This is a genomic window from Flavobacterium sp. I3-2, from assembly GCF_013389595.1.
In the GTDB taxonomy this organism is placed as follows: Bacteria; Bacteroidota; Bacteroidia; order Flavobacteriales; family Flavobacteriaceae; genus Flavobacterium.
The window spans coordinates 1,267,586-1,286,025 of record NZ_CP058306.1 but is presented as its reverse complement, the minus strand read 5'-3'; the positions used below and the strand labels follow the sequence as shown (position 1 = coordinate 1,286,025).

Here is an 18,440-nt window from a genome sequence, read left to right as displayed (position 1 = left end):
TAGTTTAAAGTTCTTTAAATGATTTAATCATCATTTCCATCAATTCTTTATTAGCCTTCTCAAACGTTTCTAAAGTAAAAATGACAACTTTATAGAAATGTGTTTTCCCTTGAATCAAAACAAATCGACAATAAATATCCTCAGAATCTTCTTTAACTCTAAGGGTATAAGAAACGGCAAGTAAATTATTAATTGCTATTTTTTCAGGTTCAGAAACGTAGGTGACATCAAAATCTCTTTTGTAATTATCTAATTGCCTTTGAGAATAACCGTCTAAATCTGTTGCGTAATTTTTTTTTAAATCATTTAATTCTAAGCCATTTTTAAAATCATCAATCGATTCATCTACTACATGAAAATACAATTCGTCAAATTCACTCATATATTGAAGTGAACGAACTTCATTTTTAAGATTATTATTGATTAAGTAATTAGGTAATCGCATCGAATAAAGATTATCAATGATTACTTCTTGTCCTTTATCTGCACTTCCACAAGAATTTAAAATAAACAGTCCTAATAAAATGTTTATTATTTTTTTCATAGTTATTAATATATACTAAAAAAATAAAACTTATTAAACTTCATTTTAAGTTAAATTAATTTACAATTCTTTAATCGAATTAATCATGGATTTCATTTTTTCTTTATGCTCGCTTTCTTTATTTTCTGCCGTCCATGTAAAGATTTGATAGTAGGTATCTTTACCTTTTAAATAAGCAAAATTGTAATATGCTGTAGTTGGACCTACTTTTGCTTTAATATTGTATAAAATCGCAGGCATTTCGTTAATAATTGTTTCTTCTGAATCTGAAATATAAGTTACACTTACATTTTCCTTAAATGTATCTAAAACTAAAGACGAATAACCACTTAAATCATTTGAATAACTATCTGTTAAATTGTCTGTTTCTAAAACTTCTTGAAAAGTTGAAATTGGTTCATCTATAACAGCTATAAAAAGTTGATTTGTTTCATCCATATACTGAAGTGAAGCTTCTTTATTTAAAATTGTTGTTTGAGATAAAAATTCTGGCAACTCCAATGAATATCTATTTTCAATAGTTACCGTTTGATTTTTTACTTCTTTATTACATGAAAATAAAGCAACAGTTGCAAATAAAATAAAAAATGTTTTTTTCATAATTTTTTAATTTCCTTTTATATTTTAATTCAAATTTAAAAAAATATAACTTAATTTAACAAAAATCAAAACACTTTATCCATTCTCCATTTAAATAATAAATTTCGTCTTCGATTATCTACATCATCTATTTGAATACTTGTAATGTCCTCTATTCTAAAAATTGACATTCCCAAATCTTCGCCTTCCTTACCAATAGCATGTAAAATAAAATCTGATTCTGAAAATTCAATAAGATAGCCCGAAAAAAAATCATTATCAATTTCAAAACTCAAAATCACATCTCTATTTCCGCAAAAAAAATTGAAAATATTTGTATAATAATTTTCGTCTGAAAAATCAATTTTATAATTACTCTTTGTATAAATTTTATCTGAATTTTTGATTAAGTATTCCATTAACGAAGCATAATCATCATCAAAATCAATTCGAACAAAGGCGTCTAATGGCTGAACTATTAAACCATCGTCTTTACCGAACTTTGTTATATGTTTTATAGTCACCATTTCAGAAGTATAATCTAACACGTAACCACAAAAGAAATTCGTATCTGATCCATATTCTATAAACGACAATAGCTTTTCTTGCTCTTTAGCAATTCTAAGTTGTTTTTGTAATAAGCTCATTTTTTTGATTTAATTAAATAAAAAAACCTCAACAAACATCTGTTTCTTGAGGCTTAATATATTTTAAAAATTTATTCAGCGTTTTGCGCTTTGATATGTTCTTTAATTTTAACTTCAAGTTCATCCATTAACTCAGGATTGTCCTTGATTAAAGATTTTACAGCATCTCTACCTTGTCCTAATTTGGTTTCGCCATAACTAAACCAAGATCCCGATTTTTTAACGATTTCGAATTCTACAGCTAAGTCTAAAACTTCACCAACTTTAGAAATTCCTTCTCCGTACATGATGTCAAATTCAGCAGTACGGAAAGGTGGCGCCACTTTGTTTTTAACAACTTTGACTTTTGTACGGTTACCCATAACCAAATCACCGTCTTTTATTTGAGTAGATTTTCGAATGTCTAAACGCACCGAAGCGTAAAATTTAAGTGCGTTTCCTCCAGTTGTTGTTTCTGGATTTCCGAACATAACTCCGATTTTTTCACGCAATTGATTGATGAAGAAAACAGTACAATTCGTTTTGTTAATTGTTCCAGTTAATTTTCTTAAAGCTTGAGACATCAAACGAGCATGTAACCCCATTTTAGAATCTCCCATTTCTCCTTCAATTTCACTTTTTGGAGTTAAGGCAGCAACCGAGTCAATTACCACTAAATCAATAGCGCCCGAACGAATTAAATTCTCAGCAATTTCTAAAGCTTGTTCTCCATTATCTGGTTGCGAAATAATCAAATTATCAATATCTACACCAAGTTTTTGAGCATAAAAACGATCAAATGCATGTTCCGCATCAATAAAAGCTGCGATACCACCTGCTTTTTGCGCTTCTGCAATTGCATGTAATGTTAAGGTAGTTTTACCAGATGATTCAGGTCCGTAAATTTCAATGATTCTTCCTTTTGGATATCCCATCACACCTAAAGCTAAATCCAAACCTAATGATCCAGATGAAATAGATTCAACCTCTTCAACAGCGGTATCACCAAGTTTCATAACTGTTCCTTTTCCGTAAGTTTTATCTAATTTATCTAAGGTAAGCTGTAAAGCTTTTAATTTTGCTTCTCTATCTGCACTCATATCTCTTTTGTATTATATATGTAAAAATACCTTTTTTTTATTTATGGTTATAATTTGTAATCAAAATTCTTTTTCTTGATTTTGATGATACAAATTTACAATTCACAAACGACAATACGTGTCGTTAATAAAAAAGTTTTTGCATTTAGATTTTTTATATCTTTAAAATAAAAAACATGAAGAATTTTTTATTTTCTACAAATAATAAAAACACGGCAAACTTAGCGTTATTTATTTTAAGAATTGGTTTTGGAGCTTTGATGGTAACTCATGGATGGGCTAAATTGATGAACTTTGAAAAAATGCAAGAATCGTTTATGGATTTTATGGGCTTAGGTGCAACTGTATCATTAAGTCTTGTTATCTTTTCTGAATTCTTTTGTTCCATTTTATTAATGATAGGCTTTTTAACAAGGTGGGCAACCATTCCATTAATCGTTACTGCTATTGTAATTTCAAGCGCGCATCAATGGGACTTTTTCGGAGAATCTGAACTTGGCTCAGCTTATTTAGTAGCTTATATTTCCATTTTATTATTAGGACCAGGAAAATATAGTTTGGATAATTTTTTAGTTTTAAAACGAAGATAGCACTTGTTAATTATATTATTTTTTTATTTATCTTCATACTAAAAAAGATGAAAAAGATTGTTACATTGTTAATTATCATTTCCTTAATATCCATATCGTGTAATAAAACAAACGAGGATAATAAGAATCAAACTGATAAAGAAACACACAAAGAAAGAACTATTAATATCGATAGTTTAAATATTGTAAAGGCAGATTCACTGTCAAAAATAAAAGCAGATTCACTTTTAGCAATTAAAGAAAAAGTCAAAGAAAAAGAGAAATTTCGTTTAAAAGAAGGCGCTGAATTTATGTATTGGCCAATGAAAGTGAGCGATTCGTTATCTAAAGCTTTTTATAAAAATTACACAAAAGAACAGATTTATGATATCGCTGCTTTAAACAGAGTTGATATTACAAATTTAAAACGTAGAGATACGATTATTGTCCCAAAAGTTTTAAAAGAAGATTTTATAGACTACACGCCGTTTCCATTTCAATTGGACGTTTTATCAGAAGTTCCTAAATTCATCATTTTTTCATATCCGATTCAGGCTTATGCTGTTTATGAAAATGGAAACCTAATAAAATGGGGACCGACGAATATGGGAAAAAAAGCAACTCAAACGCCACGTGGTTTATTTTTTACAAATTGGCGCGGTCGTAAAGTTAAAAGCACTTCTAATAGCGAATGGATTTTAAATTGGAATTTTAATATCAGTAATCACGGAGGTGTTGGTTTTCATCAATACGCTTTGCCTGGTTATCCAGCTTCACATTCTTGTTTGAGATTATTAGATGCCGATGCACAATTTTTATACAATTGGTGTGACCAATGGATTTTGAAAGATGCAAACACCCAAATTGCTAAAGGAACACCAGTAATCGTTTACGGAGATTATCCTTTCGGGAAAAAAGGGATTTGGAATGATTTGGTGAAAGACCCAAATGTAACGACGATAACCACCGAACAGTTAAACGAAATTATAACACCTCATATTTCTGAAATCAAAAAACAACAAGAAATCAGAATCAATTATTTAAATAATAAAACTAAAGAAATTGAGGTAAAGAATGATTCTTTAAAAACTAACTAATTACTTTAAAATATTGAATATGAAAAAAGTGGTTCCTATTTTTTTGATTTGTATTTCTTTTTTTAATTGTAAAAAAACAAGTCAAGATTCGACACAAAAGATTCCTGAAACAATTCAAATTGAATCAGGTTTGTTTTATGATGTAACTTATGAAGATTACAATAATAATAGTGACGAAAAAAAGATGGCAACAAATCAAATTGTAGATTTATTTGACACGCTTGCTTGGGAAGACGGTTCGTTTATAACTATTGAGATTTCGGCTACAAATGTGTTGCAATTTATGAATGAAGGCGGAGATAAATTTCTAGTCGAAATTACTAACGAGACAGATAATCCAATGACTTTTCATCAGAAGTTTGCAACCAAAGAAGAATGTAAAGAAATTGTCAATACCGTTTTAAATGCCAAAGAATTAGATGCTGTTTTTTTATCTACTTTTTATAAAGTTCCGATTATGACAAAAACGCTTGAAGAAGTAATGGCAGAACAAAGTAAATAGATGTGTTTTTTATTTAGAATAATTTCAAATTGAATGCTATTTTATTAAGTATTTTATATTTTGTTTAAATTTATTTCAAATTACAAATTATGAAAAAAAGTATCGCATTTATAGCTTTGATTTTCTGTGTAGGAATGATTTTCTCAGCATACAAAATTTATGAAGAACCGGAATATGAATCTATTGAATTTAATGACGGTTTCAAGAATTTAAAAGTTTTACCTCAAAATATTTCTAAAGATAGTTTAATGGGTTTGATGAAATCGTATAACAAAGCTTTAGGTGTTAAATGTAATCATTGCCATAGTAAAGATAAATCTGCTGACGATGTTTACGCAAAAGAAATTACGCGTCACATGATTAAAATGACTAATGAATTAAACGAAAAAGAATTCAATCCAATTGGAGAAAAATATAAAAACGCTATAAATTGTGCAACTTGTCACCGTGGTTCAACTTCACCAATGAAAGCAACTGCCGAATTTATAACTAAAGAAATTGAAGTCAAAAAATAGAAAATGATAAATGTCATTTTCTTCTAAAATATTAATCTTAAATTTGCAACCGAATTCTTCCATCTAGAATTCGGTTTTTTTATTTACTACACACTTAAAATGTATATAGCATGCAACTGTATAATACTTTAAGCGCCGAAGAACGTGCGCAATTAATTGAGCAAGCCGGAGAAAAAAGATTGACTTTATCTTTTTACGCTTATGCCAAAATCGAAAATCCAGAACAATTTCGTAACGATTTATTTATAGCTTGGAATACTTTAGGAGCTTTAGGAAGAACCTATGTGGCTCACGAAGGAATAAATGCACAAATGAGTGTTCCTGCAGAAAATTTTGATGCTTTTAGAGATACCTTAGAAGTTTACGATTTTATGAAAGGAATCCGTTTAAACGTTGCAGTTGAACAAGATGATTTATCTTTCTTAAAACTTACCGTAAAAGTTCGTAATAAAATTGTTGCCGACGGTTTAGACGATGCAACTTTTGATGTAACTAACAAAGGAATCCATTTAGGAGCTAAAGATTTCAACGAATTATTAAACGACCCAGATGTGGTTTTAGTAGATTTTAGAAATCATTACGAAAGTGAAGTCGGACATTTTAAGGGAGCGATAACTCCAGATGTAGATACGTTCCGTGAATCATTACCAATTATAAACGAACAACTTCAAAAACATAAAGAAGATAAAAAGTTAGTAATGTATTGTACAGGAGGAATCCGTTGTGAAAAAGCATCAGCGTATTTCAAACATCAAGGTTTTAAAAATGTTTATCAGCTTGAAGGCGGAATTATTGAATACACACGTCAAGTAAAAGCAGAAGGTTTAGAAAGTAAATTCATAGGAAAAAACTTCGTATTCGACCACCGCTTAGGAGAAAGAATCACCGATGATATTATTGCAAATTGCCACCAATGTGGGAAACCTTGTGATACACACGTAAATTGTGCTAACGAAGGATGTCATTTATTATTCATTCAATGTGATGAATGCCACGAAGCAATGCACGGATGTTGTTCTAACGAATGTGTTGATATCATTCAATTGCCAATCGAAGAACAAAAACGTTTACGAAAAGGCGAGCAAAAAGGAAACTTAATCTTTAAAAAAGGAAAATCAGAAAACTTAAAATTCAAAAAAGAACGCAATGTTTTTGAAGAAGTTGTTCCTGTTAAAGTTGCCAAAGTAACCGAAATCAGAAAGAAAAAAGCCGAACGTAAAATTTATATCGCTCAAGGCGAACATTATTTTACCAAAGCTTCGGTTGCACAATTTATAATTGAAAATAAAGAATTAAATATAGGAGACGAAATTGTAATTCAAGGTCCAACAACAGGTGAAGAACGTATGACATTAACAGCAATGAAAGTAAATGGTCAAAACGTTGAGAAAGCCGTAATTGGTGATAAAGTTACTTTTGAAGTTCCGTTCAGAATTCGTTTATCAGATAAATTATTCACAGTAGTTAGAAACGACTAATTTTTTAATCATGACAACAACAGGTAAGATTGAATTAATGGCACCAGCAGGTAACTTTGAATCGTTACAAGCTGCTATTGACAATGGTGCTGACTCGGTTTATTTTGGTGTAGAGCAACTAAATATGCGTGCTCGCGCGACGATGAATTTCACACTTGAAGATTTGCCAGAAATCGCTCGTCGTTGTAAAGAAAAAAAGGTTAGAACGTATTTAACGTTAAATACAATTGTTTACGACCACGATTTATCTATCGTAAAAACATTATTACAAAAAGCAAAAGATGCTGATTTGACCGCAGTGATTGCTTCGGACCAAGCTGTTATTGCTATGGCGAGAACTATTGGTTTAGAAGTCCATATTTCAACTCAGTTAAACGTAACCAATATAGAAACCGTTAAGTTTTATGCTTTGTTTGCAGATACGATTGTGCTCTCGCGCGAATTGAGTTTGCGTCAAGTAGCTAAGATTACAGAAGCTATTGAGAAAGAACAAATCAAAGGTCCGTCTGGAAATTTAGTTGAGATTGAAATTTTTGGTCATGGAGCTTTATGTATGGCAGTTTCAGGGAAATGTTATTTGAGTTTGCATTCACACAATTCATCGGCGAATCGAGGTGCTTGCAAACAAAATTGTAGAAAAAAATATACCGTTATTGATCAAGAATCAGGTTTTGAAATTGAGATTGATAACGAATACATGATGTCGCCTAAAGATTTATGTACGTTAGATTTTTTAGACCAAGTAATTGATACAGGAATTAAAGTACTTAAATTAGAAGGTCGTGGTAAAGGTGCAGATTATGTTGCGGTTGTAACTAAAACATATCGCGCAGCTATTGATGCGTATTACGAAGGTAATTTTACAGAAAAAAATGTAACAAAATGGATGACCGATTTACGAACGGTTTATAATCGTGATTTTTGGAGCGGTTATTACTTAGGTCAAAAATTGGGCGAATGGAGCGATGTTCCTGGTTCTGTTGCTACTCAGAAAAAAGTATATGTTGGTAAAGCGATGCATTATTTCCAAAAAGCATCAATCGGAGAATTTAAAGTGGAAGCTTACGATATTAAAGTAGGTGATAAAATTTTAATTACCGGTCCAAGTACTGGCGCTCAAGAATTAATAATCGACGAACTTTTTGCAAATGGCGAGAAAGTAGAAAAAGCAACTAAAGGCGATGATGCAACTTTTAAACTTCCATTCAGAGTGCGTTTGTCAGACAAAATGTACAAAATTGTAGAAGCCTAATGGTAATCGTAACCTTACAACGCAACAAATGCATTGGCTGTAATTATTGTGTAGAAATGGCTCCCGCACAATTTCAAATGTCAAAAAAAGACGGAAAAACCGTACTTTTAAAATCTACAGATGCCAAAGGATTTTTCACATTAAAATCTCACGACTATGCTATTTTAGAAGCTTGTGAAAATGCGGCAAAAGCCTGTCCTGTAAACATTATTGTAGTTAAAGAAACTTAGATTATGAACAAAATATATTATTTAAGTACGTGTGATACGTGCAAAAAAATACTAGCTCAGATTAACGACATTTCTAAATTTGAACTGATTGATATTAAAACCAATACGTTAACGGAAGCTCAACTTGAAGAAATGTACGCTTTCACAAAAAGTTATGAAAAGCTTTTTAGTAAGCGTGCGCAGCTTTATAAACAATTAAATTTAAAAGAAGCGAATTTAGACGAAGCAGGTTTTAAAAAATATTTGTTAGAACATTATACATTTTTAGCTCGCCCTGTGATTATTTATAATAATCAAATTTTTGTAAGAAATGCAGTCAAAACAGTTTCTGCAATGTTAGAAGTTGTAAATCAATAATTAAAGAAAGTCGGTATAAAAGTAATAATATTCATAAGGATTCAAGCATTACTAGTTTTATACCGACATTTTGTTTCTTTACTTTTTAATAATTTTACCAAATTCAATCATTTTATTATCTTTTATAAAGAACAAAAGGTACGTTCCGTTTATTACACCTCTAAAATCTAATTTTGATTCTAATAACTCTTTTTCTAAGATTTTTTTTCCTGTTAAATCATATAAAACATAAGCATTAAATTGTTTTATATCTTGCTCTTCACCAATGATGTTAGCAAAATCAGAGGTTGGATTGGGATAAATTTTAAAATTCAATTTCTCCTTATTATTATTAGAAGCTGTAGTTGAATTGAAATAAGTCAATTTATTGTTTTCATCAATAATTAGTTCCATTTTTAATGCATTAGAACTCATTTCTGTAATTTCAATTTCATATGAATTAAGCATATTATCCCATATAAAATAGTCGAATGCATCAAAGAAAATATTATTTTCTAAATTTTGGCAAACATATGGACCAACTGTATAATTCCCGAAAACAATTTCATTTTGTGATGTAAAACTATAAACACCTCCGCCAAAACCAGGAGAACATTTCTCAAATGAATAGTCATTTTCAGGACCAATGTATATTCTAGGAAAACTTATTTCATCGTTATTTGGAGCTGGAATTAAGTCACCGTCAATGGTCATGCTTTCTAAATACCAAATGTTGTTTTCAAATTGTTGTTGTATTGTACTTGTTTGCGCAAACGAATACATTGTTACTATAAAAAGTAAAAAGGAGGTAATTTTTTGTTTCATGCTTGAAGTTTTTATAAAAATCATTTAAATACAATAAACAATGCTATTTATTAAAAATAAATCCACAATAAAAAAACATTACTAGTAAATTTAAGTTAAATTTTACAAAAAAAAAATCAAATATCACAGAAATAAAACAATCACAACTTAGTCATTGTTGAAATTACACATAAAATTCAAAATAAACTAAGAAAAATTTGAAGCTTGAATTTTTATAAAAAACTTAGCAAGTAAAAAACTCCATTTTATTCCTTAAACATATTCAGAAGAAAATCTTTCTAATATAGAATGACTAAAACCAACTTCTCTTTTGACTTCAAATTTCATTTAATCAATCAACTAAAATCATTATCTTTGTAGCTTTATTTAAATGGTATGATAAATTCAATGACCGGTTTTGGAAAAGCTTCTATGCAACTTCCAAATAAAAAAATTACTGTAGAAGTTAAATCTTTAAATTCTAAAAACTTAGATTTAAACGTTCGACTTCCACAAGCTTTTCGTGAAAAAGAATTGGAATTACGTAATGTAATCGCTAAAGAATTAGAACGCGGAAAAGTGGACTTCTCTATTTTTGTTGAAGTAACTGCAGAAGAAACGTCAAGCAAAATCAATGCACCAATTGTATTATCATACATTGAGCAAATGAAAAATATTATCCCAAATGCTGATGAAACCGAATTAATGAAAATGGCGGTCCGTATGCCAGATGCATTAAAAGTAGAACGTCAAGAAATTGACGAAAACGAATGGGAATCTATACAAACGGTTATCACAGAAGCATTACAATACATCAACGAATTTAGACGACAAGAAGGTGCTAAATTAGAAGTTGAATTCAGAAATAGAATCGAAAACATTCGTAATTTTATGAATCAAGCGGTTGCTTTAGACCCAGAACGAATTGCAATTGTAAAAGAACGTTTGCGTAATAATTTGGTCGAACTTCAAGCTAATGTAGATGAAAATCGTTTTGAACAAGAAATCATCTATTATTTAGAAAAATTAGATATCACCGAAGAAAAAGTTCGTTTGACAAATCATTTAGATTATTTCATTGAAACTATTGAAGGTTCTGAAGCTAACGGTCGTAAATTAGGTTTTATCTCTCAAGAAATGGGAAGAGAAATCAATACGATGGGGTCAAAATCTAACCATTCTGAAATGCAGAAATTAGTCGTTCAGATGAAAGATGAATTAGAAAAAATTAAAGAACAAGTTTTAAACGTTCTTTAAAAAAAACATAACAACACAATCAACATGAATACGGGTAAACTATTTGTTTTTTCTGCACCATCGGGTTCTGGAAAAACAACCATCGTAAAACATTTATTAACCAAACCAGAATTGCAGTTAGATTTTTCTATTTCGGCTACTTCTCGTTACCAACGCGAAGGTGAAATAAATGGTAAAGATTATTATTTTATTTCGGCTGAAGAATTTCAGAAACACATTGCAAATAATGATTTTGTTGAATACGAAGAAGTTTACAAAGACAACTATTACGGAACTTTAAAAACCGAACTAGAACGTATTTGGGCTTTGGGTAAAAATGTAATTTTTGATATTGATGTGGTTGGTGGTTTGAATATTAAAAAACAATATCCCGAACAAACCTTGGCTATTTTTGTTAGTCCACCTTCGGTTGAAGAATTAGAACGTCGTTTACGTTTTCGTCAGACAGAAAGTGACGAGAAAATTCAGATGCGTTTGGATAAAGCAGAACGCGAAATTGCTCAAGCTCCTAAATTTGATTTGATTTTAGAGAATCATGATTTAGATACAGCAAAGGCAGAAGCTTACCAATTGATTGCAGATTTTTTAAAGAAGTAAATTATGAAAATTGGTTTGTATTTCGGAACGTTCAACCCCATTCATGTCGGACATCTTATTATCGCAAATCATTTAGCAGAAAATAGTGATATCGATCAAGTTTGGATGGTCATAACACCACATAATCCATTAAAGAAAAAAGCAAATTTGCTAGAAGATTATCATCGATTACACATGGTGCATTTAGCAACCGAAAAGTTTGATAAAATTCAACCATCGGATATTGAGTTTAAATTAGCACAACCTAATTATACGATTAACACATTGGTTCATTTAGAAGAGAAATTTCCGAATCACGAGTTTTCTTTAATTATGGGCGAAGATAATTTGGAATCGTTTAATAAATGGAAAAACTATGAAGTAATTTTAGCAAATTATCAGATTTATGTTTATCCAAGAATTTCTGAAAGCATGATTCCAGAAGCATTTCAAAATCATCCAAAAATCAAAAGAGTTGAAGCTCCGATAATCGAACTTTCATCTACTTTTATTCGTAATAATATTAAAGCTGGTAAAAACATTCAACCGATGTTAAATCCGAAAGTTTGGGAATATATTGACCACAATTTATTCTACAAAAAATAATGATTACGAAAGAATTAACTTCATAAGTTGATTCTTTTTTTATAAAATAAAAACGCTCAAGAACCTCTTGAGCGTTTTCAACAAAAACAAAAAAATATTAATTACTTAATACAATTTCAAAACGTATTAAATTAAAATCTGATTCTCCGCAAACACACCTAATATTTTTAGTATATTAGCGCTCAAAAAGCAGGGATTATGAACATATTCAGTTTTACGGCTCATTTCGGTTCGGAGGAAGATTGTCGTTTGCATTTCAAGGAGCAGCGTGATAAGGAAGGGGTTGTCTGCAAGCGATGCGGGGGCACTTCCCATTATTGGTTACAGGGTAAATGGAGTTATGAATGCAAAGGTTGCCGTTTCCGCACCTCGTTGCGCAGCGGTACGATCATGGAGAGCTCCAAGCTGCCGTTTCTGGTGTGGTACAAAACGATGTTCCTGATGAGTTGCACAAAAAAGGGATTCTCCACCAACGAACTCCAGAAGCAATTAGGATTGAAGCGTTACGAACCGGTATGGGCGATGGTACACAAACTCCGCAGGGCGATGGGCAACCGGGATGCAAGGTATACACTGGAAGGGATGATAGAACTGGATGAGGGTTACTTTTCGGTGGCCAGTAAGGAAATCGAGCGAGGCAAGGGTACACGTGGCCGGGGAGCCGAGGGAAAGCAGAACGTTGCGGTGATGGCCGAAAGCACCCCGTTGGAAGATATCGAAACGGGCAAAAAGGAGAAGCATGTGCGTTATTTCAAGGCCAGGGTACTGGATAGCCATCAAAGTGAAGGAATCAACGGCGTGGTCAGGGACTGCATGGAGGATGATGCCATCGTATTTTCGGACAAAAGCACTTCTTACGTTGACATCTCCGATCTGGTGGAATTGCACGTCACCGAGAAATCAGACGCCAAAACCACCAAGGAAACACTCAAATGGGTGCATATCGCAATCAGTAATGCAAAACGGACATTGCTGGGCAACTACCATAAAATCAAAAGGAAATACTTACAGTTGTATCTCAACGAGTTTATTTACAAATTAAACAGACGGTATTTTGGAGACAAACTCTTTGACAGACTAGTAATTGCGAATATAACAGGTGCATAAACGGATAATCAGAAATTAAAATATTGTTATTCAAAAATTTATAATATTTTGTTAAATCGAACAAAAACAAATGTTATAAATAAATCCTTAACTTTAAAAAAATTGGTTTACAATTATAATTGTCTAATTTTGCTTGACTAACATTTTTAAAATGAATGAAAATCCCAAATTTGCGGTAATTGGTGGAGGAAGTTGGGCAACAGCTATCGCTAAAATGCTGTGTCATAATTTAGATGAGGTTGCTTGGTATATGCGCAACTCATCTGCTATTGAAGAGATTAAGCTAAACAAACATAACCCAAATTATTTAAGTGCTGTTGAATTTGATACCAATCAGTTATTATTAACTGACGATATTAACCAAGCAGTTTCTTATGCAGATTATATTGTTTTTGCAGTTCCGTCTGCCTTTTTAGGTAAAGAAATGCAAAAGTTAAACGTAGATATTTCTAACAAAGTAGTTATTTCTGCAATTAAAGGTATTATTCCTGAAAGCAACAGTATTGTTGGAGAATATTTTATGGAAACTTATAATATTCCTCAAGAAAACATTGCAGTAATTGCAGGTCCTTGTCATGCAGAAGAAGTTGCATTAGAACGACTTTCTTATTTAACCATTGCAAGTGGCGATTTGGCTAAAGCCGAAGTTATTGCAAATTGTCTTAAAAGTCATTATATAAAAGCTAAAGTTTCTGACGATATTATTGGTACAGAATACGCATCGATGCTAAAAAATATTTATGCTGTTGCTTGCGGAATGGCACATGGTTTAGGATATGGCGATAATTTCCAGGCTTTATTGATGAGTAATGCGATTCGTGAGATGAAAAAATTCATTAAGAAAGTTCATAAAATGAAACGTAATATTAACGATTCTGCCTATTTAGGAGATTTGTTAGTTACAGGATATTCTTTATTCTCTAGAAACCGAATGTTCGGGAATATGATTGGTAAAGGTTATACCGTAAAATCTGCACAGATGGAAATGAACATGATTGCCGAAGGTTATTATGCAACCAAAAGTGCTTATGATATGAATCTTGAACTAAAAGCAAAAACACCCATCATCAATGCCGTTTATGATATTCTTTACAACGGTAAAGAACCAAAGAAAGTTTTTAAAAAATTAACAGAAAAATTAGACTAAAAAATGAATAATTTACCCGAAGATCACATGATCAATCATCCGTGGTTAATTGGCGGATTTGCTATTGCTGTAATCATCATGTTACTTTTAGATTTAGGTGTTTTCAATAAAAAAACACATGTTATTTCTAACAAAGAAGCCTTAACTTGGAGTATTGTTTGGATTTCGCTTTCAATGGTGTTTAGTGCAGTAGTTTATTTTGTATTGGATAAACCACAAGGAATTACAGATAACTTCTCTAAATATCAAGCTGCATATTGGATTGAAAAAGCGCTTTCGGTCGATAACTTATTTGTATTTATTTTGGTCTTTAAGTTCTTTAAAATACCTAAAGATTATCAGCATAAAGTATTGTTTTGGGGAATATTAGGAGCTTTGTTTTTCCGAGCAATATTTATTTTTGCAGGTGTTGAATTAATTAAGCTAACTTACATCACACTTCCATTCTTAGGGATTAATCCAGAAACAGGAGATCCAAGACAATTAAACGTTGTTTTATTTATATTTGGAATTTTCTTAATCGTTGCCGGAATTAAATCAGGAATGCCAGCAAAAGAAGATGACGAACAAGATTTGTCTAAAAACATCGGTGTTCGTTTGGTTCATAAATTCTTTAAAGTTTCTCCAGATTTTGATGGTGATAAATTTTTCACGATTCAAAACGGAATTAAAATGGTAACGCCTTTATTTGTAGCTTTAGCTGTAATTGAAATTACCGATTTAGTTTTTGCGGTTGATAGCATTCCTGCTATTTTTGCCATTGCGCCAGATGATCCGTTTATCTTATACACATCAAATATATTTGCTATTTTAGGTTTACGTTCGATGTATTTCTTATTAGCAAATTCAATGGATATGTTCTCTAAGTTACATTATGGATTGGCTATTATTTTGGTTTTCATTGGAACCAAAATGATTATTATGCCATACTATCATTTTGAATCAACCATTTCGTTAGCTGTTATTGGCGGAGTTTTAGCAATCTCGATTATCGCATCGTTATTATTTAAACCAAAACATGATTAATCTGATTATATAAAATAAAAAAGAGGGAAATTTCTAATTGAAATTTCCCTCTTTTTTATTTTACTACAACGCCTTTTCTATCGATACTTAAAATATCTGAAGTCGCTTTTGTATTTATTGTATTGGTTCTAAAAACAAAGGTTTTATCATACATAATTCCGTTTAAATAATACGTAACCACAAACTCGTTATTAAGTTGTAAAACATTATTTTCTAAAAGCTCAACTTTTATTGCACCATTTGCTGGTACTTCGGCAAAAACATGTCTAAATGTACCTGTTTTACGTTGCTCACCATCAATTAAACCATAAGCACGTGAATTTATAATTGCCATTTCTAAAGGTTTGTCATTTTCATTTACCAAATAGGCATACCAAGTATTTTCTTGAAAATCATCGTTCCATTCGTTTATAGCCGCAATAAAAACATTTTCAGATTTTGGAATTTCTATATCTTTTTTCATTTTTTAAATTTAATAATACAAAGTTATCAAATTTCCCAAAACCTTATATTAGAAAAAAAATCATGTTTTTTATTAAAATAATTAATATTTTTCTATTTATTATAATTTTATTTGTACATTTTAAAATGTATTTAATAAATAAATTGAATTTATATTAGTTTATAGATTTTAGATTTGGTTTTTATAATGGAATTAAAAAAAATTCTATTATGCTATGAAAAAGAGGAAAATCGTTTGAGAAATTCAAACGATTTTTTTTATTTAACTGTAACATTCTTGTAAAAAGGATACTAATTAGTTAAATAATTAAAAAATAATATGAATAAGCTTTTGTTTTATTTACGAAAAAAAGCATTTTTTCGTTCTCCACTTTTTGTAACAAATCTAATTTTAGCAATTGTTGTTGGAGTTTATGCCGTTATGTTTGCTGTGCTTTTGTTGATTTTTGGATTTGGGACTTATTTTATTTTTCAAGAAGAAAATTTAGTACCGTTTGAAGAAATTAATCGATATGCGATTTATTTTTTTGGAGCCGATTTGATGCTTCGTTATGTCTTACAAAAATTTAATTCCAATAATATCAAATCTTTACTTTTAACAAATATTCCGAAATCTAAAATTGTAAAGAACATTTTAGCCAAAAGTATATTTTCAATTTTCAATATTTTTGGGTTATTATATTTACTGCCTTTAATCGGAATCATACTTTTCAATGAAACATTTTCACTTTCACTTTTACTTTGGTGTTTCTCATTGATATTATTATTGTATTTTAATAACTATCTAAATTTATTATTAAACAAAGTAGATGCGTTTTTTTATGTTGTTTTTGGTATTGCAATTTTAGCAGGAATCGCACAATATTACGATTTAATCATCATCACCGATTATACATATTATTTTTATAATGCTTTTTACGCTTATCCATATTTAATCATTTTATTGGCTGCTACATTGGCTGGTATTATTTATTATGCATACAAAAATTATTTATCTAACTTGTATTTAGATAAAGGTTTAGAAGCAAAACAAAAAGAAGTTCAGAATATCAATTTGTCTTGGTTAGATAAATTCGGAACAACCGGAACATTTTTAAAATTAGACATTAAAATGTTATTGAGAAATAAACGTTCTAAATCAGCAATGTTAATGAGTTTTGGATTTGTTTTCTACGGATTATTTTTCTTTACTAATATGGTTCCGATGTACAACAATCCGGTAATGCACATGTTTGCAGCGATTTTTGTAACCGGCGGATTTATTTTTAATTTCGGGAATTACATTCCAAGTTGGGATTCGTCTTATTATCCATTCATGATGACGCAAAAATTCACTTATAACGATTATCTGAAATCAAAATGGTGGTTGATGGTTATTTCAACTTTAGCTTGTTGCGTGTTGGCTTTGTTTTATTTAGCTTTTGGATTAGATGTTTATTTAATGATTTTAGCTGGAGCAATTTTTAACATTGGTGCAAATACGCATTTAGTTATGTTAAGCGGTGCTTTTGTAAAAACTCCAATTGATTTAGGAACGAACAAAAATTTAATGGGAGACAAAAGTGCATTCAATATCAAATCGATTTTACTTTCATTACCAAAAATGCTTTTACCGATGTTTTTATACGGCATAGGTGTTTTAATAAAAGATGCAACTTTGGGTTATATTTTGGTTTCGTTAGCCGGAATCATCGGATTTGCTTTCAGAGATTACATCTTTAAACAAATAGAAAAAGTTTACAAAAAAGAAAAATATTCAACAATTGCTGCTTACAAACGTTCAAACTAAAAAATTATGATAAAAGTACATAACCTTTCAAAAATATATAACGGATATCGAGTTTTAAACATCGAGCATTTAGAAATCCAAAAAGGAGAAAGTTTTGGTTTGGTTGGAAACAACGGAGCCGGAAAAACCACTTTCTTTAGTTTATTGTTAGATTTGATTCAACCATCGACAGGAAATATCGTTTCTAACGGAATTGAAATCCATACTTCTGAAAAATGGAAAACATTTACCAACGCATTCTTAGACGAATCGTTTTTAATTGGCTACTTAACTCCAGATGAGTATTTTAATTTTATTGGAGAATTACGTGGTTTATCAAAAGTAGAAACGTTGGAATTTGTAAAACCTTTCCAAGTTTTCTTTAACGATGAAATTTTAGGCGGCAAGAAATACATCCGAGATTTATCTAAAGGAAATCAGAAAAAAGTGGGAATCGCAGCTGCGTTTATCGGAAATCCTGAAGTGGTAATTTTAGATGAACCGTTTGCTAACTTAGATCCAACCACACAAATTCGATTAAAGAACTTACTGAAAGAAATCGCACAGAAAAAACAAATTACGATGTTAATTTCAAGTCACGATTTACAGCATACCATCGAAGTTTCTAATCGAATTGTAGCTTTAGAAAAAGGAAAAATCGTAAAAGATTTAATTACCAACGAAAATACTATGGCAGAATTAGAAGCTTTATTTTCGATTTAATTTCATATATAAAATAACTAAAATCGTTCTAAAACATTGGAACGATTTTTTTATTTTTACAGATTAATATTCGTTATGTTAAAAAGTAATGTATTTTTACTATTCTGAATACTAAAAGTTAAAAAAAATAGTTAAA

Annotated in this window: 22 protein-coding genes; 16 read left to right on the top strand and 6 right to left on the bottom strand. The window is 30.5% G+C overall.

Annotated features, from left to right (window positions below; all coding sequences use genetic code 11):
* Window positions 1–4: 4 nt before the first annotated feature.
* The 4 genes from HW119_RS06060 to recA all read right to left on the bottom strand — a co-directional run bounded on the left by HW119_RS06060 (window position 5) and on the right by recA (window position 2,849).
* The gene (locus tag HW119_RS06060) at window positions 5–544 is read right to left on the bottom strand and encodes a hypothetical protein (protein WP_177762149.1); all 540 of its coding nucleotides are present in this window, start codon (window positions 542–544) and stop codon (window positions 5–7) included.
* 60 nt (window positions 545–604) lie between these two features.
* Window positions 605–1,144: a hypothetical protein gene (locus HW119_RS06055; protein WP_177762147.1), complete on the bottom strand. Its 540-nt coding sequence runs from the start codon at window positions 1,142–1,144 to the stop codon at window positions 605–607.
* A gap of 65 nt (window positions 1,145–1,209) precedes the next feature.
* On the bottom strand, window positions 1,210–1,770 hold the full coding sequence (locus tag HW119_RS06050; RefSeq protein ID WP_177762145.1) for a hypothetical protein: 561 nt from the start codon (window positions 1,768–1,770) through the stop codon (window positions 1,210–1,212).
* A 71-nt stretch (window positions 1,771–1,841) separates the two neighbouring features.
* The gene (gene recA / locus HW119_RS06045; RefSeq protein WP_177762144.1) at window positions 1,842–2,849 is read right to left on the bottom strand and encodes a recombinase RecA; all 1,008 of its coding nucleotides are present in this window, start codon (window positions 2,847–2,849) and stop codon (window positions 1,842–1,844) included.
* A 176-nt stretch (window positions 2,850–3,025) separates the two neighbouring features.
* Here recA and HW119_RS06040 point away from each other — a divergent pair, with 176 nt between their 5' ends.
* The 8 genes from HW119_RS06040 to HW119_RS06005 all read left to right on the top strand — a co-directional run bounded on the left by HW119_RS06040 (window position 3,026) and on the right by HW119_RS06005 (window position 8,849).
* Window positions 3,026–3,439, top strand: a complete 414-nt coding sequence (locus HW119_RS06040) for a DoxX family protein (RefSeq protein ID WP_177762142.1) — start codon at window positions 3,026–3,028, stop codon at window positions 3,437–3,439.
* Between the two features lie 47 nt (window positions 3,440–3,486).
* The gene (locus tag HW119_RS06035) at window positions 3,487–4,515 is read left to right on the top strand and encodes a L,D-transpeptidase (protein ID WP_177762140.1); all 1,029 of its coding nucleotides are present in this window, start codon (window positions 3,487–3,489) and stop codon (window positions 4,513–4,515) included.
* Between the two features lie 19 nt (window positions 4,516–4,534).
* Window positions 4,535–5,017, top strand: coding sequence for a hypothetical protein (locus HW119_RS06030; protein ID WP_177762138.1), 483 nt, complete (start codon window positions 4,535–4,537; stop codon window positions 5,015–5,017).
* Between the two features lie 89 nt (window positions 5,018–5,106).
* Window positions 5,107–5,532: a c-type cytochrome gene (locus tag HW119_RS06025; protein ID WP_218620393.1), complete on the top strand. Its 426-nt coding sequence runs from the start codon at window positions 5,107–5,109 to the stop codon at window positions 5,530–5,532.
* Window positions 5,533–5,642: 110 nt separating this feature from the next.
* Window positions 5,643–7,010 carry a rhodanese-related sulfurtransferase gene (locus HW119_RS06020; protein WP_177762136.1) on the top strand — a complete coding sequence of 456 codons (1,368 nt, stop codon included), beginning with the start codon at window positions 5,643–5,645 and terminating at the stop codon, window positions 7,008–7,010.
* 10 nt (window positions 7,011–7,020) lie between these two features.
* Window positions 7,021–8,262 carry a peptidase U32 family protein gene (locus HW119_RS06015; RefSeq protein ID WP_177762133.1) on the top strand — a complete coding sequence of 414 codons (1,242 nt, stop codon included), beginning with the start codon at window positions 7,021–7,023 and terminating at the stop codon, window positions 8,260–8,262.
* Complete coding sequence (locus HW119_RS06010) at window positions 8,262–8,492, top strand: ferredoxin (protein WP_177762131.1); 231 nt, start codon at window positions 8,262–8,264, stop codon at window positions 8,490–8,492. Before HW119_RS06015 ends, HW119_RS06010 begins: the two co-directional genes overlap by 1 nt.
* A gap of 3 nt (window positions 8,493–8,495) precedes the next feature.
* A complete protein-coding gene (locus HW119_RS06005; protein ID WP_177762129.1) occupies window positions 8,496–8,849 on the top strand; it encodes an arsenate reductase family protein in 354 nt (117 codons plus the stop codon).
* 78 nt (window positions 8,850–8,927) lie between these two features.
* On the opposite strand, the gene HW119_RS06000 is transcribed toward HW119_RS06005, so the two are convergent.
* Window positions 8,928–9,653 (bottom strand): T9SS type A sorting domain-containing protein, encoded by a 726-nt coding sequence (locus tag HW119_RS06000; RefSeq protein WP_177762127.1) that lies wholly within the window; start codon window positions 9,651–9,653, stop codon window positions 8,928–8,930.
* A 387-nt stretch (window positions 9,654–10,040) separates the two neighbouring features.
* Between HW119_RS06000 and HW119_RS05995 the strand changes: the two genes are divergently transcribed.
* The 6 genes from HW119_RS05995 (at window position 10,041) to HW119_RS05970 (ending at window position 15,351) form a co-directional block, all read left to right on the top strand.
* Window positions 10,041–10,889 carry a YicC/YloC family endoribonuclease gene (locus HW119_RS05995; protein WP_177766545.1) on the top strand — a complete coding sequence of 283 codons (849 nt, stop codon included), beginning with the start codon at window positions 10,041–10,043 and terminating at the stop codon, window positions 10,887–10,889.
* 24 nt (window positions 10,890–10,913) lie between these two features.
* A complete protein-coding gene (gmk, locus tag HW119_RS05990) occupies window positions 10,914–11,486 on the top strand; it encodes a guanylate kinase (protein WP_177762125.1) in 573 nt (190 codons plus the stop codon).
* A gap of 3 nt (window positions 11,487–11,489) precedes the next feature.
* Window positions 11,490–12,071 carry a nicotinate (nicotinamide) nucleotide adenylyltransferase gene (gene nadD, locus HW119_RS05985; protein ID WP_177762123.1) on the top strand — a complete coding sequence of 194 codons (582 nt, stop codon included), beginning with the start codon at window positions 11,490–11,492 and terminating at the stop codon, window positions 12,069–12,071.
* Window positions 12,072–12,269: 198 nt separating this feature from the next.
* Entirely contained in the window at window positions 12,270–13,178 is a 909-nt protein-coding gene (locus HW119_RS05980; RefSeq protein ID WP_005807145.1) for an IS1595-like element ISBbi1 family transposase, read from the top strand.
* A 151-nt stretch (window positions 13,179–13,329) separates the two neighbouring features.
* On the top strand, window positions 13,330–14,325 hold the full coding sequence (locus HW119_RS05975) for an NAD(P)H-dependent glycerol-3-phosphate dehydrogenase (protein ID WP_177762121.1): 996 nt from the start codon (window positions 13,330–13,332) through the stop codon (window positions 14,323–14,325).
* A gap of 3 nt (window positions 14,326–14,328) precedes the next feature.
* Complete coding sequence (locus HW119_RS05970; RefSeq protein ID WP_177762119.1) at window positions 14,329–15,351, top strand: TerC family protein; 1,023 nt, start codon at window positions 14,329–14,331, stop codon at window positions 15,349–15,351.
* 55 nt (window positions 15,352–15,406) lie between these two features.
* Here HW119_RS05970 and HW119_RS05965 read toward each other — a convergent pair whose 3' ends face one another.
* Window positions 15,407–15,814 (bottom strand): hypothetical protein, encoded by a 408-nt coding sequence (locus tag HW119_RS05965; RefSeq protein WP_177762117.1) that lies wholly within the window; start codon window positions 15,812–15,814, stop codon window positions 15,407–15,409.
* 318 nt (window positions 15,815–16,132) lie between these two features.
* Between HW119_RS05965 and HW119_RS05960 the strand changes: the two genes are divergently transcribed.
* Together HW119_RS05960 and HW119_RS05955 are read left to right on the top strand one after the other, a co-directional pair.
* Entirely contained in the window at window positions 16,133–17,602 is a 1,470-nt protein-coding gene (locus HW119_RS05960; protein WP_177762115.1) for a DUF5687 family protein, read from the top strand.
* Window positions 17,603–17,608: 6 nt separating this feature from the next.
* Window positions 17,609–18,304, top strand: a complete 696-nt coding sequence (locus HW119_RS05955; protein WP_177762113.1) for an ABC transporter ATP-binding protein — start codon at window positions 17,609–17,611, stop codon at window positions 18,302–18,304.
* Window positions 18,305–18,440 lie beyond the last annotated feature (136 nt).